The organism is Saccharothrix hoggarensis, assembly GCF_052936025.1.
Map to the genome: position 1 here is coordinate 5,893,875 of NZ_CP193624.1, position 23,225 is coordinate 5,917,099.

The 23,225-nt window shown below is 73.7% G+C and carries 15 protein-coding genes; 4 read left to right on the forward strand and 11 right to left on the reverse strand.

Going from position 1 to position 23,225, the window contains the following annotated elements; all coding sequences use genetic code 11:
* Position 1: 1 nt before the first annotated feature.
* From ACRAKH_RS26505 to ACRAKH_RS26535, 7 genes are all read right to left on the reverse strand, one after another.
* Complete coding sequence (locus ACRAKH_RS26505; RefSeq protein WP_447009362.1) at positions 2-2,980, reverse strand: helix-turn-helix transcriptional regulator; 2,979 nt, start codon at positions 2,978-2,980, stop codon at positions 2-4.
* An 11-nt stretch (positions 2,981-2,991) separates the two neighbouring features.
* Complete coding sequence (locus tag ACRAKH_RS26510) at positions 2,992-3,180, reverse strand: hypothetical protein (protein ID WP_380729518.1); 189 nt, start codon at positions 3,178-3,180, stop codon at positions 2,992-2,994.
* 189 nt (positions 3,181-3,369) lie between these two features.
* Entirely contained in the window at positions 3,370-5,730 is a 2,361-nt protein-coding gene (locus ACRAKH_RS26515; RefSeq protein ID WP_380729516.1) for a chitinase C-terminal domain-containing protein, read from the reverse strand.
* A 157-nt stretch (positions 5,731-5,887) separates the two neighbouring features.
* Positions 5,888-8,755 carry a BTAD domain-containing putative transcriptional regulator gene (locus ACRAKH_RS26520; RefSeq protein WP_447009363.1) on the reverse strand — a complete coding sequence of 956 codons (2,868 nt, stop codon included), beginning with the start codon at positions 8,753-8,755 and terminating at the stop codon, positions 5,888-5,890.
* A gap of 365 nt (positions 8,756-9,120) precedes the next feature.
* Positions 9,121-9,777, reverse strand: coding sequence for a DedA family protein (locus ACRAKH_RS26525; protein WP_380724551.1), 657 nt, complete (start codon positions 9,775-9,777; stop codon positions 9,121-9,123).
* Between the two features lie 240 nt (positions 9,778-10,017).
* Positions 10,018-10,209 (reverse strand): DUF397 domain-containing protein, encoded by a 192-nt coding sequence (locus tag ACRAKH_RS26530; protein ID WP_380724550.1) that lies wholly within the window; start codon positions 10,207-10,209, stop codon positions 10,018-10,020.
* Between the two features lie 18 nt (positions 10,210-10,227).
* Positions 10,228-11,076, reverse strand: coding sequence for a helix-turn-helix domain-containing protein (locus ACRAKH_RS26535; protein WP_380724549.1), 849 nt, complete (start codon positions 11,074-11,076; stop codon positions 10,228-10,230).
* A 149-nt stretch (positions 11,077-11,225) separates the two neighbouring features.
* On the opposite strand from ACRAKH_RS26535, the gene ACRAKH_RS26540 reads away from it, so the two are divergent.
* Entirely contained in the window at positions 11,226-11,546 is a 321-nt protein-coding gene (locus tag ACRAKH_RS26540) for a hypothetical protein (protein WP_380724548.1), read from the forward strand.
* 289 nt (positions 11,547-11,835) lie between these two features.
* Here the strand turns inward: ACRAKH_RS26540 and ACRAKH_RS26545 are convergent, their stop codons facing one another.
* From ACRAKH_RS26545 to gndA, 3 genes are all read right to left on the reverse strand, one after another.
* Positions 11,836-14,040: a SulP family inorganic anion transporter gene (locus ACRAKH_RS26545; protein WP_380724547.1), complete on the reverse strand. Its 2,205-nt coding sequence runs from the start codon at positions 14,038-14,040 to the stop codon at positions 11,836-11,838.
* Between the two features lie 341 nt (positions 14,041-14,381).
* Entirely contained in the window at positions 14,382-15,002 is a 621-nt protein-coding gene (locus tag ACRAKH_RS26550) for a rhomboid-like protein (RefSeq protein ID WP_380724546.1), read from the reverse strand.
* 24 nt (positions 15,003-15,026) lie between these two features.
* A complete protein-coding gene (gene gndA / locus ACRAKH_RS26555) occupies positions 15,027-16,466 on the reverse strand; it encodes an NADP-dependent phosphogluconate dehydrogenase (RefSeq protein ID WP_380724545.1) in 1,440 nt (479 codons plus the stop codon).
* A gap of 122 nt (positions 16,467-16,588) precedes the next feature.
* On the opposite strand from gndA, the gene ACRAKH_RS26560 reads away from it, so the two are divergent.
* The 3 genes from ACRAKH_RS26560 (at position 16,589) to ACRAKH_RS26570 (ending at position 21,112) form a co-directional block, all read left to right on the forward strand.
* The gene (locus ACRAKH_RS26560; protein WP_380724544.1) at positions 16,589-17,596 is read left to right on the forward strand and encodes a LacI family DNA-binding transcriptional regulator; all 1,008 of its coding nucleotides are present in this window, start codon (positions 16,589-16,591) and stop codon (positions 17,594-17,596) included.
* Positions 17,597-17,807: 211 nt separating this feature from the next.
* Positions 17,808-19,640 carry a ricin-type beta-trefoil lectin domain protein gene (locus tag ACRAKH_RS26565; RefSeq protein WP_380724543.1) on the forward strand — a complete coding sequence of 611 codons (1,833 nt, stop codon included), beginning with the start codon at positions 17,808-17,810 and terminating at the stop codon, positions 19,638-19,640.
* Between the two features lie 86 nt (positions 19,641-19,726).
* Complete coding sequence (locus tag ACRAKH_RS26570) at positions 19,727-21,112, forward strand: hypothetical protein (RefSeq protein WP_380724542.1); 1,386 nt, start codon at positions 19,727-19,729, stop codon at positions 21,110-21,112.
* Between the two features lie 234 nt (positions 21,113-21,346).
* Here the strand turns inward: ACRAKH_RS26570 and ACRAKH_RS26575 are convergent, their stop codons facing one another.
* Entirely contained in the window at positions 21,347-23,176 is a 1,830-nt protein-coding gene (locus ACRAKH_RS26575; protein ID WP_447009364.1) for a sigma-70 family RNA polymerase sigma factor, read from the reverse strand.
* Positions 23,177-23,225: the final 49 nt, after the last annotated feature.

Here is a 23,225-nt window from a genome sequence, read left to right on the forward strand (position 1 = left end):
CTCAGTCCGGCAGGTCCAGCAGACCTCGGTCGAACGCGGTGGCCACCGCCTCGGCCCGCCGGCTCGCGCCCAGCTTCGCCATGATCCGGCTCAGGTGCACGCTGACCGTCTTCTCCGAGATGTACAGCTCCTCGCCGACCTGCCGGTTGGTGCGGCCCTGCGCGACCAGCTCCAGCACCGACCGCTCCCGCGGCGTGAACGGGTCCACCCGGTCGCGCGGCCCGGCGTCCCGCAACGCCACCCTGGCCCGCCGGGCGACCAGGTCCAGCGCGTCGCGCAACGGCGCCGCGCCCAGCTCGTCGGCCGTCGCGCCGGCCCGTCGCAGCTCCTCCGCCGCCTCGTCGCGCCGATCCGCGGCGAGCAGCGCCTCGGCCAGCCGCCACCGGCACACGGCCTGCTCGAACACCGCGCCGTAGCCGAACGCGTCGACGGCGCGCCGCCACAGCGCGGGGTCGCCGGGGCCGGTGAGCCGGGACGCGGCGGCGTCGGCGCGGACCAGCCACGCCCGCCCCTCCGGCCCGAGCACGCCGGTGCGGGGCGTGCCCAGCTCGGCCGTGGTGTGCGCGTACTCCGCCAGCTCGCGCCCGGCCCGCACGGCCTCCTCCTCGGCGGCCCGGTCACGTCGCCGCCGCGCCCGCGCGGCCAGCTCCACGTGCCCGGCGATGCCGAGCGCCGCCAGCCGGATGCCGGCCAGCAGCCAGTCGCCCTCCTTGCGGGACCAGCTGATGGCGTCCGCGATCCGCTCCACCGCCAGCTCCGGCCGGCCGCGCCACAGCGCCAGCTCCGCGCCGGTGCCGCCGGTGATCAACGCGATCTGGAGGTCGCGGTGCCAGTCCGCGCGCAGCTCGCCGATCATCCGCTCGGCCTGCTCGAACTCGCCCCGGCTGACCGCGACGTGCGTGCCCGCCGCCGCCAGCCGCGCGGACACCGTGCTGGACACGCGCAGGCCGGGCGGCTCGGCCGCGGTCGCCGCGCCGTCCCACTCCCCGATGTAGTACCTGGTCAGGACCTGGAGGATGCGCAGTTCGAGGCCGAACGAGCTCCACGTCAGGCCGGTCGCCTTGGCCCGCGCCACGCCCTCGTCGAACACCCGCGCGGCCTCGCCCAGCTCGCCGAGGTCGTAGTGGTGCACGCCGAGGAAGTACCGGGCGCGCAGCTCGGTGCTGACCGCCTCCGCCTCCATCGAGCACGCCACCGCGGCCCGCAGGTGCTCGCGCGCCCGCGACACCTCGCCCTCGGGTTCCTCCAGCAGCCCCAACGTGGTCAGCGCGTCCGCGACGGCCGCCTCCGCGCCCGCCTCCCGGCCGTCCGCGACGGCCATCCGCGCCCGCTCACGCGCCTCGGCGTACGCGCGGTCCTGCCGCAGCGCCGCCGCCCACACCGCCAGCACCCACGCCCGGGACGGGCTCGCCGGCCGGTCCCGGACCAGCCGCCACGCCTCCTCCACCGCGCGGTACATCTCGCCCTCGTTGCCTTCGAGCACCTGCAACGCCTGCGCGAAGCGCCGCCACATCTCGGCCGCGGCCTCGGGGTCGGACTCGTCCACCGCGCCGGTGCCGGTGCGGGCGAACGCGATGGCCCGCTCGGGCTGGCCGGCCGTGCCCGCGGCCCACGACGCGCGGCGCAGCAGCACCAGCTCCGTCAGGCCGGTCGGGCGGTCGTCGGCGGGCACCGCGGACCACAGCTGCAACGCCTGCTCCAGGTGCCGCAGCGACTCGGCGGGAGCGCCGGCGGCCTGCGCTTCCCGCGCCGCGTCCACCGACGCGCGCAGCGCTCGGGCCAGGTCGTGCGACTCCAGGCTGTGGTGGGCCAGCGCGGCCGCGGCGCCCCGGTCGCCCGACGACGCGAGCCGGTCGGCGTACGCGGCGTGCAGCCGGACCCGCTCGCCGGGCAGGAGGTCGTGGTAGACGGTCTCGCGGAGCAGCGCATGCCGGAACGTGTACACCTCGTCGCGCGCGACCAGCAGCACGTGGTGCTGCACGGCCTCGCGCAGCGCGCCGTCCAGCTGCACGTCGTCCATGCCGGCCACGGCGCGCAGCAGGTCGTGGCGCACGGAGCGGCCGCCGACGGACGCGACCCGCACGACGCGCTGCGCGTCCGGCGACAGGCGCTCGATGCGGGCCAGCAGCACCTCGGCGAGCGTCCACGGCACCCGGCCGTCGCCGCAGGTGGCGACCGCGATCAGCTCCTCGGCGAAGAACGGGTTGCCGTCCGAGCGCTCGGCGACCTCCAGCACCACGTCGTCGGGCAGGTCGTCGGCGAGCGCGGCGACGAACGAGCGCGCGTCGATCGCGCTGAGCGGGGTCAGGTCGAGCCGCTGCACGGCGGGCAGCCGCACCAGCTCGTTCAGGAGCGGGCGGAGCGGGTGGCTGCGGTGCAGGTCGTCGGAGCGGTAGGTGCCGACGACCAGCAGGCGCTGCGAGCGCAGCCGGGACAGCAGGAACGACAGCAGGTAGCGGGTGGAGGCGTCGGCCCAGTGCAGGTCTTCCAGGATCAGCAGCACGGGCCGCTGGTCGGCCAGGTCGCCGAGCAGCCCGTGCACGGCGTCGAACAGCTGGAGCTGGCCGACGTCCTGCTCGGGGCGGCGGCCGACCACGTGCGACGGGAGGCCGGAGAAGGCCGGGCTGCCGTCGTGGCCCGGGGGCAGCGCCAGGTCGGGCAGCAGCAGGCCGAGCGCGGGCCGGGCGGCGACGTCGAGCAGACCGGCGTCCCGCACCTGCCCCAACGCCTCGGTGAAGGGCAGGTACGGGAGGCCGGTCTCGCCGACGTCCAGGCAGCGGCCGTTGAGCACGAGCGCGTCACCCGCCGCCGCGGCCAGCTCGTCCACCAGCCGGGTCTTGCCGACACCGGCGTCGCCCGCGAGCAGCACCGCGCCGGCCTTGCCGCCGGCGGCTTCGTCGAGGGCGGCGCGCAGCCTGGTCATCTCCCGGCTACGCGCCACCAAGGGAATTCCGGAACCAAGGCGTGCCACACCAGGCATGCTGTCACACCTCAGGCGGCGTCGCGGTGGTCGTTCCCCGCCGGGGGGTCGTTCGGACCGGACCGGTGGCCCAGCCGCCGCCACCACGACCTGCCGGGGACGGCGGGCCGGCGGCTGACGCGGTGGTGGGCCGCGTCGGCGCGCAGGGCGGCCTGCCGGTAGTCGATCTCCGCCTTCAGGGACTCGGGCGTCCACTCCATGACCTGCTCCTCGTGTCGTTGTCTTCTCTGGTGACACGAAGAGTCGTCCTGAGGCCGCGAGGCGGGCATCGGTCGTTCACGTGGGTTGAGGGGGTGGTTCCCTTACCCGCCGCCGTAAGGGAGGGCAGACGGCGGGTAAGGGATGCCTCAGGGGGCCGTCGGCAGCGCGAACGCCGCCTCAGGGTGGGGTCAGCAGGCGCCGAGGTCGCGCCAGACGCCCCACTCGCCGGTCTTGCCGGGCTCCTCGCCCTGCGTCCACCACTTCGCCTGCCAGCGCTTGCCGACGTGGGAGACCTCCGTGCCCCCGGTGTAGACCTTGGTCCGGTCCCACGCGGGCGCGGCGCACACCGGCGGCTTGGTGGTCGTCGTGGTGGTGGTGGTGGTCGTGTCGTCGGTGGTGGTCGTCGTGGTCGTGGTGGTTGTGGACGTGCCGCCGCCGCGCGGGTGGTCGGAGGCGATGGCGTAGGTCTTCCCGCCGAACGTCAGCCGGAAGTTGGACGGCGAGGCGATCGGCAGCTGGTAGCTCAGCGCGACGTCCACCGACGCGCCGGGCGCGAGCGGCTGCCAGCTCGGCAACGTCAGCTCGACGTGCTGGAAGTCGCCCTTGAGCCCGCCGACGTTGCCGCCCGTGTGGCCCTTGGAGGTCACCCGCAGGCCGAACCCGGACTGGTCGGACATGCTGCCCGGCGCGCTGGTGCCGTAGTCGAACTCGACCTTCGTGCCGCCGGGCAGGGTGGTGGCGGAGTTGTTGGTCAGCTTCAGCTTCGGCGTGATCGGGTAGTTGCTGTCGCCGAGCGCGAACCCGGAGACGGTGGCGGACACGTTCAGCACCTCGGTCGGCTGGGCGCCGGCGGCCTTGCGGTTGCCGTACGGCGCCGCGCCGCGCAGCCCCTCGTTGATCTTGGTGAGCAGGGTGTCGCCGACGGTGTACTGGCCCTTGGCACTGTCGAACCGGTAGTCGCCCGCCAGCTCCCAGATCATGATGCCGCCGATGCCCTTGTCCGCCACGTACTTCGCCTTCGCGGCGATGGACTGCTCGTCCTCGGTGGACAGGAACACCTTCTTGTCCGCGTTCCAGAGCCACGGCGAGGTGAGGGTGCTGTCGTAGAACCGGTTGTAGGAGCCGGAGAGCCGGTCGGTCGGGTCGTTCGCCGGGTCGAGGCCGTGCTGCGCCAGGTAGTCCGGCGTGATCTCGTTCTCCAGGTTCTTGGCGTGCCACATGGGGTTCACGCCCGACGGGACCTCGGCGCCGCCCGCCGTGGAGTCGTGCCACAGGTTGTCGATGCCCACCGCGCCGTTGCCGCACGGGGTGGTCGAGCCGACGTTCGACCCGGTGCCGGCGGGGCACTTCGTCTGGTCGGGCAGCGCGGCCCGGCCCCACAGCCCGTTCGTGCCGCCGGTGACGCCCTGCCAGCCGCGGCTGTAGAACGGGACGCCGATGTTGATCCGGCCGGCCTGCATCGCGCCGCGGTAGTAGTGGTACGCCCAGTCGGTGTTCAGGTAGCCCATGCCCTCGTACTGGGGCGCGGTGTAGACGCCGCCGGCGGCCAGCTCGCCGTCCTTGCCGTCGTCGTAGAGCGCGGCGTTCGGGCCGACGAAGTGGTTCCACGAGCCGTGCAGGTCGTAGCTCATCACGTTCAGGTAGTCGAGGTAGCGGGTGACCTGGTAGGCCTCCTGGCCCCGCAGCAGCCAGCCCGAGGCGGGCACGGCGGCGGTGAGCAGGTAGTGCTTGCCGTCCTGCTGCGAGGCGCGGTCCAGCTTCTCCCGCAACGTCTTCATGATCTTCTCGTAGCCGGCCCACAGCGTGCCGCGGTTGGCGTTGGAGATCCAGAAGTCGTCCGGGTTGCCCGCGTGGTTGTTGGAGGTGGCGTACTCGTAGTCGATGTCGACGCCGTTGAAGCCGTACGTGCGGATGAACTGCACGGCGGAGTCGGCGAAGGCGTCCACAGTGGACTGCGGCTGCGCGCCGAGCTTGTAGAAGCCGCCGCTGGCGTTGCGCGAGCCGTCGGCGTTGAAGAAGCCGCCGGTCTCCGCCCAGCCGCCGACCGAGATCAGCGTCTTCACGTCGGGGTGCTGCTTCTTGTGCTTGTTCAGCAGGTTGAAGTGGCCCTTGTAGGGCAGGGACGGGTCGAGCTCCACGCCCGGCCAGGTCATGCCGGTGGACGGGTTGTCCGGGCCGTCGGGGCCGACCGACACGCGGTTCTGCGCGTCGAGGTGCGCGAACGCGTAGTTGAGGTGCGTGACCTTGTCCCAGGGGATGTCGGACGCCAGGTACGCGGGCGAGCCGTTGCGGCCCGTGCGCCAGCTGGTGAAGTAGCCGATGACGCGGCGCGAGTGGTCGGCGCCCAGGGACTCCCGGCCCTCGGCGTCGTAGACGGAGCAGTAGGGGACCGCGACGCCGGGGGTCTGGTAGAGGCCGTCGGGACGGCACTCCTCCCCCGCGGTGGCGCTGGACGAGGACGGGGACACGACCGCGATGAGGAGTCCGGCCACCGTGGAGAGCAACGCCACGAGGGGGAACAACCTGCCGGATCGGGATCTCTTGGGCACTACCGGGCACCTCCTGCACCAGGCGGCGGCCTCGACGCAGCACCGGAAACGTAAATAGGTCTAGACCTCACTGTCAATAGGTCCAGACCACTCAACCGATCAGGGGGACCGCGGCACCACGCCCCCGACGGGCTCGGAGTCCCGGCGCCGGACGTCCTCAGACCGCCGACGGGCGCGAGGCGGCCGTGGCCCTGGCGCGGGCCAGCCGCTCCCGCACCTGGTCCGCCTCCGGCGCGTTCAGCTCGGTGAACAACGCCAGCGCGCGCTGCCAGTGCGCCTCCGCGCCGGGCATCCCCTGCCGGTCGAACACCGTCGCCAGCCGGTCGTGCGCCATCGCCTGGTGGTACGGGCTCGCCGCCGCGGACGCGACCGTCAACGCCGTCCGCGCCGACGTCACCGCCTCGGCCTCCTCGCCCGACTCGAGCAGCACCATGGCGAGGTCCGTGTGGCACGTGGACTCACCGCACTGCTCGCCGACCTCCCGGTACATCGCGACCGCCGCCCGCAGCCACGCCTTCGCCTCGTCGTAGCGGCGCGACGCCAGGTGCAGCAACCCGAGGTTGTGGTGGGCGTTCGCCTCGGCCCACCGCGACCCGGCCGCCCGGCTCACCTCCAGCGCCTCCCGGTACGACGCCTCCGACTCGTCCACCCGGCCCAGGTACTGGAGCATGTCGGCGACCGTCGTCAACGCCCGCGCCTGCGCGTTCACGTCGCCCGACGACCGCGCCACCTCCAGGGCCTCGCGGTGCCGGGCCAGCGACTCGTCCGTCCGCTGGAACTGGGCCAGCGCGATGCCGAGGTTGAACAGCATCACGAACTTCGCCTCGGGGTCGCCCAGCGTCATGGCCGCCTCCAGCGCGGCCTCCGTCGTGCGCAGCCACGTCGTCCGGTCCGCCCGCAGCCAGAAGAACCGCGACAGCGTGTACGGCAGCTGCCACGCGTGCACCAGCCACTTCGGGTCCGCGCCCTCGGCGGTGGCCAGCTCGGCGGCGGCGACGATGTTGCCCTGCTCGGCGTCCAGCCACGCGATCGCGTCGGCCGCGCCGGACAGCTTCGGCACCTCCGCGGGCACGTGCTCGGGGGCGACGCGCACGCTGCCGCGCCCCACCGGCAGCCGGCCGTCGGCGAGGTCCGCGCAGTGCAGGTAGTAGTCCAGCATCCGGCTGGTGGCCTCGTGCCGCACGTCCGGCGGCAGCTCGGCGGCCAACGTCCGCGTGTACACCCGCACGAGGTCGTGCGCGCCGTACCGGCCGGGCTCGTTCACCGACAGCAGGTTCGCCGCCGTCAACGCGTCCAGCGCGCGCTGCGCCTCCCCGACCCGCACCCGCGCCATCGCGGCCACCACGAACGCCGTCACGTCCGGGCCGGGGTGCAGGCCCAGCAGCGCCAGCAGGCGCGCCGGCAGCGGCGACAGCGCCCGGCGCGACGCGTCCAGCGCCGCCCGCACCGTCGAGTCCTCGTCCTCCAGCCCCAGGGCGGCCAGCCGGCCGTGCTCGTCGTCCAGCTCGGCCACCAGCTCCGCGACCCGCAACGTCGGCGCGACCGCCAGCCGGGCCGCCGCGATCCGCAGCGCCAGCGGCAGCCCGTCGCACAGCACGGCGAGCCGGCGCAGCGCGGCGGACTCCGTGTCGTCGCGCCCGGCGACCCGGCCCACCACGGCCACCGCCGCGTCGAGGTCCAGCATGTCCAGCTCCACCAGCCGCGCCTCGGCGTGCGCGACCAGCCCGACCAACCGCCGCCGCGACGTCACCACGACGCACGACGGCGGACCCGGCAGCAGCGGCAGCAGCTCGGTCGAGCCGCGCGCGTTGTCCAGCATCACCACCATGCGCCGGTCCGCGATGAGCGTGCGGAACAGCGCCGACCGCTCCTCCACCGTCACCGGGATGTCCGGCGACGGCACGCCGAGCGTGCGCAGGAAGCGGCTGAGCACCTCGCCCGCGCCCAGCGGCTCCTGGTTCGGGTCGAACCCGTGCAGGTCGACGTACAGCTGGCCGTCCGGGAAGTCCTCCCGCACCCGCTGCGCCCAGTGCAGCGCCAACGCGGTCTTGCCGACGCCGGCGGGGCCCGTGACGACGAGGACCAGCCCGCCGCCGGGGTAGTCGGCCAGCAGCCCGTCCAGCCGCTTCAGCTCGTCGTCCCGGCCGATGAGGGACACCGAGGCGCGGGGCAGCTGCGCCGGCGTGATCGCGGGCGTCGCGTCCGCCGCCGTCCGCAGCGCCATCGGGCGGGTCGGCCGCTCGGGCTCGGGGTTCTCCCCCGACAGCACGGCCTGCTGGAGCTTGCGCAGCTCCGGCCCCGGCTCGACGCCCAGCTCCTCGACCAGCACCCGGCGCGCCTCCCGGTAGACGGCCAGCGCCTCGGCCTGCCGCCCGGCCTGGCACAGCGCGCGCATCAGCAGGCCGTGCCCGCGCTCGCGCAGCGGGTGCTCGCCGACGAGCGTGGTCAGGGACGGCACCAGCTCCGCGCCGCGCCCGATCAGCAGCAGCAGCTCGGCCCGCTCCTCCAGCACGGCGAGCCTGCGTTCGGCCAGCCTGCCCCGCTCGACCTCCGCGAACAGGCCGACGACGCCGCCGAGCGGTTCGCCCCGCCACAGGCCCAGGGCCTGGTCCAGCGTGGTGGCCGCGGCCACGAGGTCGCCGCCCGCCCGCAACCGGGCCGCCGCGGCCACGCCGCGCTCGAAGTCGTCCAGGTCGACGGCGTCCTGGTCGACCCGCAGCAGGTAGCCGTCGCCGACGGAGGTCAGCAGCTCGGCCGGCGCGCGGCGGGCCCGCCGCGGCTCCAGCGCCCGCCGCAGCCCCGCCACGTAGGTCTGCACGAGGTTCACGGCGCTGCTGGGCGTGTTGTCGCCCCACACCGCCTCGATGATCTGGTCCCGGCTCACCGGCATGTTGCGCGCCAGCAGCAGCACCGCCAGGACGGCGCGCTGCTTGGCGGCGCCGAGGTCCACCTCCCCGCCGCCGCGCACCGCCCGGAGCAGGCCGAGCACCTCGAACCGCAAGGGCTCCCCGCCGCCGTCTGCCACCGACCGATCCTTCACCGAAGGTTGTGCCCCCCACAACGGAGCCTAGGAGATCACTTCAGTCGGGCTCCAGTCGTCCTGTAGCCGCATTCTTACGCTAAGCGTGTCCGATCAACCACACAGGGCGAACCCCGGTGCGGGAGGTTGGGCCAGACAGCGGAACACCCGTTGCTCTCCATGAACGACGAGGGCGGGCCGGCGTGCAAGGGGCATCCAGCCCGCGGCGGCGGAACGCCGGCCTGCCCTCGTCCCCTTCTCCACCGGAGCGGGGCCATCCGGTAGGGGATGGTCACGACTCCCTTGCCCTCCCCAGTGGAAGGGGCCGTGACCGGGATCCGAACCCCCGGTCACGGCCCCTTCTCGCGCGCCTAGGCGACCTCTTCGAGCTCCCGCGGCCCGTCCGCGTCGGCGGCCCTGGCGGCCTTCCGGCGGCGACGCACCGCCACGACGACGCCGACGACCACCGCGAGGGCCATCAGCACCCACATCACCCCGTTGAACACGGACTCGATGTACTTCGCCGACGCGCCCGCGGCCGAGCCGATGCCGATGTGCAGCGCCGACCAGCTCACCGCGCCGGCGATGGACGCGGGCAGGAACCGGCGGTACTCCAGCTTCGAGGCGCCCGCCGACGCGGGCACGAGGGTCCGCACCACCGGCATGAACCGGGCGAAGAACACCGCCCACGCGCCACGGCGGCGCAGCAGCGCGCCCGCCTTGTCCCAGTGCTCCTGGCCGATCCGGCGGACCACCTTCGTCTCCCGCAGCCGGTCGCCGTACCTGCGGCCCAGGAAGTAGCCGATGCTGTCGCCCGCCACCGCGCACACCGACACCACCAGCCACATGACCAGGAACCGCGGCACGGTCGTCACCGTCGTGGAGGCCAGGAGCAGCGCGCTCTCGCCCGGCGCGATGAAGCCCACGCCCAGCGTGCACTCCGCCAACGTCAACGCGCCCGTCACCGCGAGCACCGCGGGTTGGGGCAGACCGGCCAGCCCTTCCAGGGCGTCGGTCAGCAAGGCCATGGTTCATCCCCCTGTGGATCATGACGAGCACCGGTGTGCAGGCTAGGGGGAGTCCACCGCGGCCACGTCGTCGGGCGCATCGGACCGGGGGGTGACCGACCACCAGACCCCGGTCGTACGAGGGGTGGCCGAAAGTCGGGGACGCGCCGTACGGCACAACCCCGAGATGAATGGTCGTCGCTTTTCGGAACGGTTCGCGCGCCGCCGCCGGCGGATCACCGCCGGCGCGGTCGGGAACCGTCAGCGCGCGTCGACCACGCCATTCTTGGCCGTGCCCACGAATCGGCACCACTGCTCGACGCCGAAGTCCAACTCGCCGGCGCTCCGGTTCTTCGAATCACGCACGCCCGCGCCGGACGGGTCGAACGCGATCTCCACGCACTCCGGACCTCCGGCGGACGACCGCGTGCTCTTGCGCCACTCCCGTGCCATGCCAGTTCACCTCGAAGGTCAGGCCAGCTCCCGCGCCACCCGCTCGATCAGCGCGGACGACGCGGCCGGGTCGAGCGAGTCGGCGCAGAGGCGCGCGAAGAGGTCGGAATACCTGGCGACGTCCGACGGCTGTTCCAGGTAGACGTCGCTCCTCGCGCTTTCGAGGTAGACCACGTCCGGGTCGAACCGCTCGGGAAAGGCGAGGATCACGAACGGGCCGTCCATCGCGGCGTGGCCGCCCGCTTCGAAGGGGACGACCTGGAGCGTGATGTTCGGCTGTTCCGCGAGGTCGCGCAGCCGCCGCAGCTGGTCCGCCATCACGTCCCGGCCGCCGACGAGCCGCCGCACCGCCGCCTCGTCCACCACCGCGTGCAGGCGCAGCGGGTCGTCCTCCAGCAGGAGCGCCTGGCGCGCCTTGCGCAGCTGCACCCGGCGGTCGACCTCCGCGGGCGCGGCGTCGGGCAGGACACCGCCGATCAACGCCCTCGTGTACGCCTCGGACTGGAGCAGGCCGGGCACCATGAGGCCCTGGTACGTGCGCACCGACGCGGCGTCCGCCTCGAACCCGACGTACCGGCCGGGCGCGATGTCGCCGAACTCGTCCCACCACGCCTTGCGCCGCGCGTCCCGGGCCAGCTGCACCAGCTCCTCCAGCGTCGCCGGGTCCGCGCCGTACGCGGCGAGCATGTCGCGGACGTCGCGCGGGGTGACGCCGACGCGGCCGGTCTCGATGCGGCTGATCTTCGAGGCGGAGCACTCCAGCCGCGCACCGACCTCCTCGATGGTCAGGTCGGCCGCTTCCCGCAGCCGGCGCAGCTCGCTGACCAGCCGGCGCTTGCGCAGCGTCGGGCTGCTGCCCCGTGGCATCCGCACACCTCCCATGGCGACCGCTCCAGTCTGTGGCCGGCGGCGTGACGGGCAAAGGGACGTCATCCATTCGTGTAGTGCAACTTGCAGTCGGTCGCACCCGGTCGCAGGCTGCTGGAGCACACCACCGCCCGGAAGGAGCGCCGAAGGTGTCCGTCACCGTCTTCAGCCAGCTCGACCGGTCCCTGCACGAGCACCTGGACGCGTTGGTCCGCCTGGCGTCGACCGGCGACGACGAGACGGCCGCCGAACTGGCCCGCACCGAGCTGCCGCGCGTGGTGGCCGTGGTGGAGGCGCTGCTGGACGAGCACACCCCGGACGAGCACGGCCGCTGCCCGACGTGCCGCACCCGGTGGTGGAGCCGCCGCCGGCCCGCCCCGTGCCGCGCCTACCTCGGCGCGCAACTGTGCCTGACCGTGGTCGGCGAGGACTCGCCCGTTCCGCGCAAGCGCTTGCGCAGCGTGGGTTAGCGCCCCTTGGACGAGCGGGCACGGCCCGCTCCGGTCGGGCGACGCGCCTTCCCCCGAGGCTCTCAGCGCCCCCGACCCGAACCGCAGCACCGGTCCCGCCTCCCCCCGACCGGGACCGGTGCTGTGGTCACCCCCGTCGCGTCCGACCGCGTTGTGCCCCACCCCTCGTGCCGCACCACGCCGCGCCCGAACGGGCAGTATCCGACCGGGCGGTGGCCGACCGCGCTGTGCCCGAACGGCCGGTGCCCGACCGGCGGTGTCCGAACGCGACGCGTCCGAACAGGACCGCTCAGACCCGGACGGGTTCGAGGCCGTCGTGCTCCGGGTCCACCAGGTACACGCGGGCCGCCGAGATGTCGAAGTACATGCCGACCAGGCGCAACGACCGGGTGGCCACGGCCTCGCGCACGCTCGGGTACGCCATGAGGTTGTCCAGCTGCTGCGCGACGTTCGCCACCGCGAGCCGCTCCACCACCGGCAGCTCCGACTCGCTGCCGTGGAAGCGGATCAGGCTCGGCTCCACCGCCTTCAACCACGAGTGCAGCCGCGTGCCGGGGCGGGTCGAACCGTGGACCACCGCCTTCATCGCGCCGCAGTCCGAGTGGCCGCACACCGCGATCGTCTCGACCGCCAGCACCTCCACCGCGTACTCGATCGCCGCGCCGACGGAGTCGTCGTGCTCCAGCGGCACGAGGTTGCCGATGTTGCGCACGCAGAACAGGTCGCCCGGCCCGCTGGTCGTGATGAGGTTCGGCACCACGCGGGAGTCGGCGCAGGAGATGAACAGCTGCCGGGGGCGCTGGCCGCGCGCCGCCAGCTCCGCCAGGAACGGCCGGACCAGCGGCGCGGTGGTGCGCTCGAACTCCCGCATCCCGCGGATCATCGGGTCGGCGTCACCGCGCTGCCGGGGCACGGTGACGGCGTGCCGGCGCTGCCAGTGCGACCACGGCGCGAACCACCTGGGCAACGGCGACAGCGGCGTCTTGCGCAGCGCCGGGATGCCCTTCCTGGCCTTGCTGAACCACGTGTCGTGCACCTCGTCCACCTCGACGTGGCCGCCCAGCCGCTCGTACCCGACGCGCCAGTCGTCGATCGCCTCGTACGCGCCGTGGTCGAGGAAGTCGATGTGCAGCTCCAGCACGACGCGCTGCCCCAGCGGGATCTCGCGCAGCCGGCGCACCAGCCGGCCCGCGCCGAGGAACACCAGCGAGCCGCGGATCACCACGCGCCAGCCGTCCGGCTCCTGGTCGACGCGGACCGAGCTGCGGGTCAGCCGGTGCAGCGAGCGCAGCGCCGCCGCGGCGACGCCGAGCAGCACGCCTTCCACCAGCCCGAGCGCCACGACGCCGACGAGGGTGACCGCGTAGGCGGCGAACTCGCCGTGCCGCCACAGCGCGCGCATCCGGCGCACGTCCACCAGCCGCAGGCCCATGACCAGCAGCACGCCGCCCAACGCCGCCAGCGGGATCAGCTCCAGCACGGACCCGAGGGCCAGCACGAACACCGCGATCCACACGCCGTGCAGCACGGTCGACGCGCGGGTGCGCGCGCCGGCCGCGACGTTGGTGGAGCTGCGCACGATCACGCCCGTCACCGGCAGGCCGCCGAGCGCGCCGGCGACCGCGTTGGCCGCGCCCTGGGCGACGAGCTCCCGGTCGAGGTCCGCGCGCGGCCCGTCGTGCAGCTTGTCCACGGCGACGGCCGACAGCAGGGACTCGACGCTCGCCACCACGGCGACGGTCAGCACGGCGAACAGGACGCCGGCGACGGTGCCGGACGGCAGCTGCGGCAGCACGACCTGGCCGAGCGGGTCGTCGGGCAGGTCGACGCGGGCCACGTCGAGCCCGGTCGTGACCAGGGTCGCCGCGAGCACGGCCACCAGCGGCGCGGGCACGAGCACGGCGCGCGGCAGGCGGGGCCAGAGCACCATGACGGCGACGGTCAGCGCGCCGACCAGCAGGGCGGACCACCGCACGTCGGTGGTGAGCAGGCGGCCGAGGTTGTCGAACACGGACGTGGCCGCGGCGCCGCCGAGGACCACGGCGGCCTGGCCGACGGCGATGCTGACGCCGATGCCGGCGAGCATCCCGTGCACCACGGCCGGGGAGAGGGACAGCGCGAGGCGGCCGAGGCGGGTCAGCCCGAACGCGACCTGCACGAGGCCGGCGGCGAGCGTGATGGCGGCGGTGGCGGCCCAGCCGTACTCGGCGATGATGCCCGCGGTGACCACCACCATGCCCGCCGCAGGGCCGCTGACCTGCAACGGGGCGCCGCTGAGCGCCCCGGCGACGACGCCGCCGACGACGGCCGACACGAGGCCCGCCATGAGCGGCGCGCCGGTGGCGGCGGCGATGCCGAGCGACAGCGGCACGGCGATCAGGAACACCACGACGGAGGCGGGCAGGTCGTGCCGCAGCACGGTGGCGAGGCCGCCCGGTGGGCCGGCCGTGGTGTGCTCGCCGGCGTGGGACTTCTCGGGGCGCAGCCAGGTCATGTCGGGTCCTCTCGGCAGGAAGGTGTCGCGGGTAGGGGGCATCGCCCCGCGGTCGGCCGCGGGGTGTCGTCGTTCGGGAGAGGTGCCTACGACCGCGCTAAGGGCGGCAGCAGGCGCGGCCAGAAGGCGAGTCGGAACTCGGCCCCGGCGCGGTGGTGAGGGTTCGCCACGGTGGCACCTCCGTGTCGGCACAGGGGACGTGTCGGCACAGCCCGCGTCGCACAGGTCGCGTCCACACCATGATGACGACGAATTGCCTTGTCTCACAGCGGTTCCACCCGGACGTGTTGATCACCCGCCGGATCGTCACCCCTGGTGACGGCCGCTGCGGGGATCGGGTGTCACAGCCGGCCGACGGCGACGTAGGCGCGACGCACCGCGAACGCGCCCGCGCACAGTCCGATGAGGACGGCGGCGACGTGGCCGACGGCGGCGAACTCGGGGACCACGCCGAACCACCGCGCCCCTGCCAACGGGTACGCGACGAGGAGGGCGACCCACGGCAGGCGCAGCACGGCGGGCGCCAGCACGGTGGTCGAGCCGGCCGCGGCGAGCGCCACGTAGCCGGGGCCGACGTCGACGACGTCGGACAGGTCGCCGGGGTAGGCGCCGGAGGAGACGGCCAGGGCCGCCACGAGCGCCGCGCCGACGTGCCCGGCCAGGGCGACCGCCGACGCGCGCCACGACCCGACCTCGCGTTCCAGCGCGCCGAGGCACAGCGCGACCGCCACCAGGGCGAGGCCGGTGCGGATCACGCCGTCGCCGGCGGTGTCGAGCACGAACGCGCTGCCCAGCAGGGCGTTGACGGGGTGGTGGCCCAGGTTGTCGGTGTTGGTGCTCAGCGACTCCCGCACCTGCGCCGACATCCCGTCGGCGAACACGAACCGCGTCAGCAGCGCGAGGACCGCCACGGCCGACAGGTAGCCGGCCGTGGCGGGGTTCCGGCGGAAGTGATCTCGCACCGGGCCATGATCGGGGCAGCCGGCTCAGGCGTCCACTTGGGACCTGTCACCCGACCAGAGGGTGTGGAAGCTGCCCTCGCGGTCCGTGCGGCGGTACGTGTGCGCGCCGAAGAAGTCCCGCAGGCCCTGGATGAGGGACGCGGGCAGGCGCTCGGAGCGCAGGCCGTCGTAGTACGCCAGCGCGGACACGAACCCCGGCGCGGGCACGCCCGCGGACACCGCCTTCACCACGACCCGCCGCCACGCCTCCTCGGCCGACCGCACGGCGTCGCGGAAGTAGTCGTCCACGAGCAGGGACGGCAGGTCGGGCGCCTTGTCGTAGGCCTCGCGGATGCGGTCGAGGAACCGGGCCCGGATGATGCAGCCGCCGCGCCAGATGGTGGCCATCGCGCCCAGGTCCAGGTCCCAGCCGTACTCGGCGCTCGCCGCCCGCATCTGGTCGAAGCCCTGCGCGTACGCGACGACCTTGGACGCGTACAACGCCTGCCGCACGTCCTCCACCAGCGACGAGTCGCCCGCCACCGGCACGTCGGCCGGCCCGAACGCGGCGCGCACCGCGGTCCGCTGGCCGGCCCGCCCGGACAGGGACCGCGCGAACACCGCCTCGGCGATGCCGGTCACCGGCACGCCCAGCTCCAGCGCCTCCTGGACGGTCCAGCGGCCGGTGCCCTTCTGCTCGGCCTCGTCCGCGATGACGTCCACGAGGGCGGCGCCGGTGTCGGCGTCCACGTGGCCCAGCACCTCGGCGGTGATCTCCACCAGGTACGACTCCAGGTCGCCGGTGTTCCAGCCGCGGAACACCTCGGCGACGTCGGCGGGCGTCATGCCGCCGACCCGGTGCAGCAGGTCGTACGCCTCGGCGATGAGCTGCATGTCGGCGTACTCGATGCCGTTGTGCACCATCTTCACGAAGTGCCCGGCGCCGTCCGGCCCGACGTGCACGCAGCACGGCACGCCGTCGACCTTGGCCGCGATGTCCTCCAGCACCGGCCCGAGGTGCTGGTAGGACTCCTTCGACCCGCCCGGCATGATCGAGGGGCCGTTGAGCGCGCCCTCCTCGCCGCCGGAGATGCCCGCGCCGACGAAGTGCAGGCCGGCGTCCCGCAGGGCGGCCTCGCGGCGGCGGGTGTCGGCGTAGTGCGCGTTGCCGCCGTCGATCACCATGTCGCCCGGCTCCAGCAGGGGCACGAGCTCGTCGATGACGGCGTCGGTCGGGCCGCCCGCCTTCACCATGATGATGATCTGGCGCGGGGTCTGGAGGCTCGCGACGAGCTCCTCCAGCGTCTCGGCCGGCACGAAGTCGCCCTCGTGGCCGTGCTCGGAGACGAGCGCCTTGGTGCGGGCGTTGCTGCGGTTGTGCACGGCGACGCGGTAACCGTGCCGGGCGAGGTTGCGCGCCAGGTTGCTGCCCATGACGGCGAGCCCGGTGACGGCGATCCGCGCGGGTGCCTCGGAGGTGGTCATCTGCACAGCCTGCCGAAATCGGCGCTCGCGCGCACCTGTCCGACACCTCTGGACGCCCATTGCGCCGTGCGGCGTCCGTCACGCCTGTAACATCGTGAAACAACGGTGGAACGGGGGGCGGCATGGCCAGGGCGACGGTGCGGGACGTGGCACGGGCGACCGGGCTGTCCATCGCCACGGTGTCACGGGTGCTCAACGGCCAGGCGAACGTCGCCGAGCACACCCGGGAGCTGGTGCTGCGGACCGTCGCCGGGTTGGGCGCGGAGGCGCCCCGGCCGCGGGGCGCGAAGCCGACCGAGCCCGTCTACGTGCGCTGCCCGTACCTGCTCACCGACTACTTCGGGCTGATCGTGTCGAGCGTCGCGGAGACGTTGGCGCTGCACCACCGGCAGGTCGTGCTCAGCGCGGGCACGTCGGCGCGACCGGCGTCGGCGCTGGCCGGCCTGCCCGGCCGGTCGGACGTGGGCGGCGCGATCCTGATCCTGCCGCCGGAGCCCGCCGAGGAGCTGGTCCGGCTGCGCGACCGCGGCTTCCCGTTCGTCGTGGTGGACCCGCGCACCGAGCTGCCGCGCGACGTGGCGTCGGTGTCGGCGGCGCACTTCGCGGGCGCGCGCCGGCTGATGGCGCACCTGGTGGAGCTGGGCCACCGGCGGATCGGGATCATCGGCGGGCCCGGCGACTGGCAGGCCAGCGACGGCAGGCTCGCCGGGTACGCGGCGGCGTTGTCGGACGTCGGCGTGTTGCCCTCGCCGGAGCTGCTGCGGCACGTCGACGAGCCGACCACCGGGAACGGCTACCTCGTCGCCCGCGAGCTGCTCGACCTCGCGGACCGGCCCACGGCGCTGGTCGCGTTCAACGACAAGATGGCGGTCGGCGCGCTGCGGGCGGCCCGGGAACGCGGCCTCGACGTGCCGCGCGACGTGTCCGTCGCGGGGTTCGACGACCTCGACCTGAGCCGGGCCACGCGGCCGGAGCTGACCACGGTGCGGCAGCCGCTGCAGGAGATGGGCCGGATGGCGGTGACCCTGCTGATGCGGCTGCTGGACCGGCACGATCTGGAGGCGCTGCACGTGGAGCTGGCCACGGAACTGGTGGTCAGGGCGTCCACGGGGCCCGTGCCGCGCGTGTGACGCGTCCGCTGTTCCACCGCTTTTCACGGTATTTACCGGGCTGGACGCTCAGCCTTGACACCGGTTCCGGGCCATTGTTTCCTTTCACGTGCGGATAAGTTCCAGAATTGTTTCATCTGTTTCACGCCCGCTGACCCTGCGCACACCGTCGTGAAAGGAGTCCGAGGTGCCCTCATCCCACCGTCGGGCCTTCATCAGCACCGGCATAGCGGTGATCACACTCGCCGCCGCGGTCACCGCCTCCACGTCCACCGCCTCCGCCGCGGGCGAGACGGTCAACGTCTACCTGACCACCACCTCCGACGCGGGCGGCCGGACCGTCACCCGCGGCCTCGCCCAGCAGCCGTCCGTCGCGTTCAGCGCGAACGGCGGCAGCGCTGCCCACACCATCACCGTCAACGAGGGCACGACGTACCAGCAGTTCGAGGGCGGCGGCGCGTCGATCACCGACACCACCGCCTACCTGCTGCGCGGCGGTCCCGTCTCGGCCGCGACGCGGGACGCGGTGATGCGCAAGCTGTTCCACCCCGTCGACGGCATCGGCCTGTCGTTCGTGCGCAACCCGATCGGGGCCTCGGACCTGTCGCGGCCCGGCCACGTCTCGCTGGACGACACGTGCTGCGACCTGAGCGACTGGGGCGCGAACGGGTACGACACCGACGTGCGGCTGCTGACGCAGCAGGCCAAGCAGCTCAACCCGCAGCTGCGGGTGAAGGGCGTGCCGTGGAGCGCGCCGGGCTGGATGAAGGACAACGGCCGCATGGACCAGATGGGCTGGCTCAAGTGGGAGCACTACCCCACGTACGCCCAGTACCTGGTGAAGTACGTCCAGAGCTACCAGGCCGCCGGCATCCCGGTCGACTACCTGTCGGTGCAGAACGAGCCGAACTGCTGCCAGGCGTCCAACCCGACCGCGATGAACTACCCCGGCATGGCCTGGAACCCGTCCGGCCTGGTCGAGTTCACCAAGAACCACGTCTACCCGGCGTTCCGCGCGGCGGGCATCACCACCAAGGTGCTGGTGCACGACTGGAACTACGGCGACTACGCCAACTTCGGCGCGGCGATCCTCGGCGACGCGGGCGTGCGCAACGACCCGCTGTTCGGCGGCATCGCGTGGCACGGCTACTTCGGCGACCCCGCGGTCGGCACGCAGGTGCGCAACCAGTACCCGAACGTGCGGCAGTTCAGCACCGAGCACTCCGGCGGCACGTGGATCTCGAACCAGCACAACGAGGACATGGCCGACATCGTCAACTACGCCCGCAACTGGAGCTCCAGCCTGGTGAAGTGGAGCCTCGCGCTCAACCAGAACATGGGCCCGCACAACGGCGGCTGCGGCACGTGCACCGGCCTGATCACCGTGCAGGAGGGCGGCGCGCGGGCCGGCCAGGTCGACTACACCGTCGAGTACTACACCACCGGCCACCTGACGAAGTTCGTCAAGCCGGGCGCGCACCGGATCGACTCGACCGCGAACGGCACCGTGCAGAACGTGGCCTACCGCAACCCGGACGGCTCCAAGGCCCTCATCGCGCACAACGGCGGCACGTCGTCGCAGTCCGTCCGCGTGAACTGGGGCAACCAGTCGTTCACCTACACCCTGCCCGCCCGCACCTCGGCGACGTTCACCTGGCAGGGCACGCCCGGCAGCGGCGGCGGCACGGGCGGCGCCATCACCGGCCTGGCCGGCAAGTGCGTCGACGTCGCCGGCGCGAGCAGCGCGGACGGCACCGCCGTCCAGCTGTACACGTGCAACGGCACGGCCGCGCAGCAGTGGACGCGGCCCGGCGACGGGACGCTGCGGGCGCTCGGCAAGTGCCTCGACATCAAGGACCACGGCACCGCCGACGGCGCGCAGCTCCAGCTGTGGAGCTGCGCGGGCGGCGCGAACCAGCAGTGGACCCACACCTCGGGCCGCGACCTGGTGAACCCGGCGACCGGCAAGTGCGTGGACGTCACGGGCAACACCAGCGCGGACGGGACAAGGCTCCAGATCTGGACGTGCACGGGCGGCGCCAACCAGAAGTGGAACCTGACCTGACCGCTGTCGTCCCCACTACGGGGTCCCGCTCCGGTAGGGCGGGACCCCGCTGACAACCCGGCCGCGACGGCGCGAGAGTCCAGGGCATGACACGACTCCTCGTGCTCGTCGCGGCCGTGTTCGCGGCCTGCCTGACCGCGCCCGCGGCCCAGGCTGCCCCGTGGACGCTGACCGTCGCGCAGCGGCAGGCGTACCTCAACTACTACGCGCCCGTCATCCTCAAGAGGGGTGACGAGAACGACGGCAAGCAGGGCCGGGACTGGCTCGCGAACTTCGACTTCGACCGGGACGGCGTCTACGCCACCAACCGGGCCAACTGGAAGCTCGTCCCCCAGTACGTCGCCGGGACCGCGGGGTACGAGCGGTGGCGCGTCCGGCCCACGCTCTACACCGCGCTGCTGGAGTTCACCGGGAACGACGGCAAGTCGCTGGTGCTGCTGTACCACGTCTACAACGCGGCCGACAAGGACGGCGACGAGATCCACGACTGGGAACGGGTCGAGATCGTGGTGCGCGGGGTGACCGGCACACCGGGCGGCGCGGGCGAGTCGTTCGCCAACTCCACCGTGACGCACCACAAGGACCACGTGATGCGGCGGTCGTACGACCCGGACGTCAACTTCCTCCAGACCGCCAACGGCAGGCACCTGATGCTGTGGCAGGCCGACGAGAGCGACTTCGACCTGCCCGACGCCGGGCCGCACGCGCACGAGCTGCGGTACGTCACCAACACGTGGGCGTACGTCTCGGGGCGGATGGCGGCGGGCGGCAACGCCGAGGTGAACATCTCCGGCGCGGACGACAAGCGCAACGTGCACTACGCGTTCGTGCCCGAGGGCGCGGCGGGCGCGGTGGCGGCGTTCGGGGCCGTGCCGTTGACGTTCGCCAACGCGTCCGCCCAGGCTAGCCGGGTCGACAACGGCACGAAGGTGACGTGGCCGCGGGTCAAGCGGCTGACCTACGAGCTGCAGGACCTGGCGGACATCGTGCCGACGCACTGGTCGCAGTCGGCGTGGCAGCGGCACTGGCTGGCGACCGACGTGGTGGACGTGCGGTTCGAGACGCCCGCGCTGGGCATCGGGACGGGCGTGCAGCGGTTCTACAACCAGTCCCGCGACGACGCCGCGTCCGACCTGACCGACGGGCGCGAGGGGTACCTGTCGAAGGCGTGGTTCTTCGGCGCGTACTCGGCGGAGCTGAACGAGGACACGCCGTCGGGGTCGGACGACTTCGGCGGGTTCGCGGGCACCGGGCTGGACAGCTCGGGGCGCAGCCGGGGAGCCGTCAGCGGCGACCTCGCCTCGCACGGGGCCTACTGGCGGCAGCACGAGTTCTTCGTGCACTCGGGCGGGATCGACGACAGCGCGAGCCGCGAGGTGGGCGTCTGGCTGCCGCCGGGCTGGCACCTGGCGGCCAACGGCGGCTTCGACGGCCGCTGGCAACCACTGTTCGACGACCGCCCCGCGGCCTGACTCCCCCGCACCGCCCCGCGGTCTGGCTCCACCGCACCGCCCCAAGGCCTGGCTCCACCGCACCGCCCCAAGGCCTGGCTCCACCGCACCGCCCCAAGGCCTGGCTCCACCGCACCGGTCGACCCGCTGCACACAGCCGGTCGCCGCGTGCGGCCCGGTCCGCCGCTGCTCGACCAGCGGCGGACCGGGTACCGCGGAGCGCCCGCCGCCGCACCACCGGCGGCGGGCGCTCACCTAACCGGTGGCGCGGTAGGCCTCGCCGGCCCGGTTCGGCGTTCCCCCGGGCAGGTACAACCCCGTGCCCGGCTTGTCGGCGGGGAGCGCGAACCACGCGTAGCGCTCCAGGTACGGCAGTCCTTCGAGCATCCGCGACGACGCGCCCGCGAAGTCGGCCAGCTGCCGCTCGTCGGGGTAGCGCGCACCGCCGCCCGAGAAGTCCATCAGCGAGTACTCGGTGAGCCAGATCGGCAGCCCGTAGCGGGCGTGCACGGCGTCCAGGTAGTTCTTCAGGTGGCCGACGGCGGCCGGCCCGAAGTCCGAGCCGTACCAGTGCACCGTGATGAAGTCGACCCGCAGCCCGCGCTGCCGCGCGCCGGCCAGGAACCGGTCCAGCCAGCCGCCGGCCTTGTCGCCGCTGTGGGCGACGGCGGGGCTGCCCAGCCGCATCCCGGTCGCCTGCAGCCGCGGCCACAGGTCCAGCGCCTGCTCGACCGTCAGGTTCGACTGCTCGGAGAGGTCGGGCTCGTTGAACCCGAGCAGCGTGGCGCCCTGCCCCTTCACCGCTTCGAGGTTGGCGGGCGTCACGTGCTTCGCGCCCCAGATCATCGGCACGTACTCCACGCCCGGCGGCGCCTGCACGTCCTCCCTGGTCGTGGCCCAGTTGTAGAACCAGCCCGCGCCGACGTCCGACAGCGCCCGCGTCACGCCGTCGAAGTGCCAGGTCGCGACGCCCTTCTTCGCCGACTTGGCCACGGGGGCCGGCGCCGGGGCGGGAGTCGGGGCGGGCGCCGGGGCCGCGGCCGACGTCGGGGCGACCGGCTGGGTCGCGGGCGCCGACGTGGTCGTCATCGCGGTCGTCGTCGCGGTCGTCGTCGTGGCCGTCGTCGCGGTCGTCGTCGTGGGCACGAACGTGGTGGTCGTCGTGACGGTCAGCGGCGCGGCCACACCGAGCGGCTCCGGCCAGCCGTCCACGGGCAGCACGACCGCGCCCGCCACCACCGCCACGGCCGCCGCCGCGAGCAACGGCTTGGCCGCCGCGTGCGCCCAGAACCCCTTCCGCGCCACGGCGACCACGGGCTCCGCGCCGAGGAAGTCGAACCCGACGGGCAGCGGCACGAGCGGGATGCGGGCCAGCAGGCCGTCCACCGCCGCCAGGTCCTCGAACCCCCGCCCGCACCGGGCGCACTCCCGCGCGTGCCGCACGATCCGCTTGCGCCACAACGCGCTCGGCTGCCCGTCCCACCCGGCGATCACCTCGGCCAGGTCGCCGCACCGCGGCAGGGCGAGCACCCGCACGACCACCCGCGCCGCGTCGAGCTGCGCCTTCATGCGCTGCACCCGCACGGCCGCGTGCTGCGGCGTGAGGTCGAGGGCGGACGCCAGCTCGGCGCGCGTGATCCGGCCGCTCTGCTCCAGCCACCACAGCGACAGCAGCTCCCGGTCGTCGTCGCCGATCCACCGGGTGGCCGCCGCCAGCTCCCGGCGCTGCCCGGTGAGCCGGAGCCGGGTGATGGCCAGATCGGCGAAGTCCGCGCCGGGGTCGGCCACGTCGTCGGGTTCCGCGTCGGCGAGCGGCAGCCGGGTCCGGTGGTGGTCGCGCACCTGGTTCAGGGCGATGGCCAGCAGCCACGACCGGAAGGCCTCGGGCTCGCGCAGCCTCGGCAGCCCGTGCAGCGCCCGGAGCATCGTCTCCTGCACCACGTCGTCGGTGTCCGGGTGCCCGGCCAGGGCGTGCCCCACCACGTTGTAGACCAGCGGCAGGTAGGCCGCCACCAGCGCGTCCAACGCGCCGGGCTCACCCCGTTGCGCGGCCGTCACCGCCGCGGCGTCCCCTGGTGTGCGCATACCGTTCCTCTCGGCCGAGTCGGGCTCTACCCACCGGAGACGGTCGGAC

Bases quoted from the DNA above. Each gene is read 5' to 3' on its own strand.
- ACRAKH_RS26570 (WP_380724542.1), top strand. From the start codon at position 19,727: ATGACACGACTCCTCGTGCTCGTCGCGGCCGTGTTCGCGGCCTGCCTG.
- ACRAKH_RS26505 (WP_447009362.1), bottom strand. From the start codon at position 2,980: ATGCCTGGTGTGGCACGCCTTGGTTCCGGAATTCCCTTGGTGGCGCGT.
- ACRAKH_RS26560 (WP_380724544.1), top strand. From the start codon at position 16,589: ATGGCCAGGGCGACGGTGCGGGACGTGGCACGGGCGACCGGGCTGTCC.
- gndA (WP_380724545.1), bottom strand. From the start codon at position 16,466: ATGACCACCTCCGAGGCACCCGCGCGGATCGCCGTCACCGGGCTCGCC.
- ACRAKH_RS26545 (WP_380724547.1), bottom strand. From the start codon at position 14,040: ATGACCTGGCTGCGCCCCGAGAAGTCCCACGCCGGCGAGCACACCACG.
- ACRAKH_RS26525 (WP_380724551.1), bottom strand. From the start codon at position 9,777: ATGGCCTTGCTGACCGACGCCCTGGAAGGGCTGGCCGGTCTGCCCCAA.
- ACRAKH_RS26510 (WP_380729518.1), bottom strand. From the start codon at position 3,180: ATGGAGTGGACGCCCGAGTCCCTGAAGGCGGAGATCGACTACCGGCAG.
- ACRAKH_RS26575 (WP_447009364.1), bottom strand. From the start codon at position 23,176: ATGCGCACACCAGGGGACGCCGCGGCGGTGACGGCCGCGCAACGGGGT.
- ACRAKH_RS26535 (WP_380724549.1), bottom strand. From the start codon at position 11,076: ATGCCACGGGGCAGCAGCCCGACGCTGCGCAAGCGCCGGCTGGTCAGC.
- ACRAKH_RS26530 (WP_380724550.1), bottom strand. From the start codon at position 10,209: ATGGCACGGGAGTGGCGCAAGAGCACGCGGTCGTCCGCCGGAGGTCCG.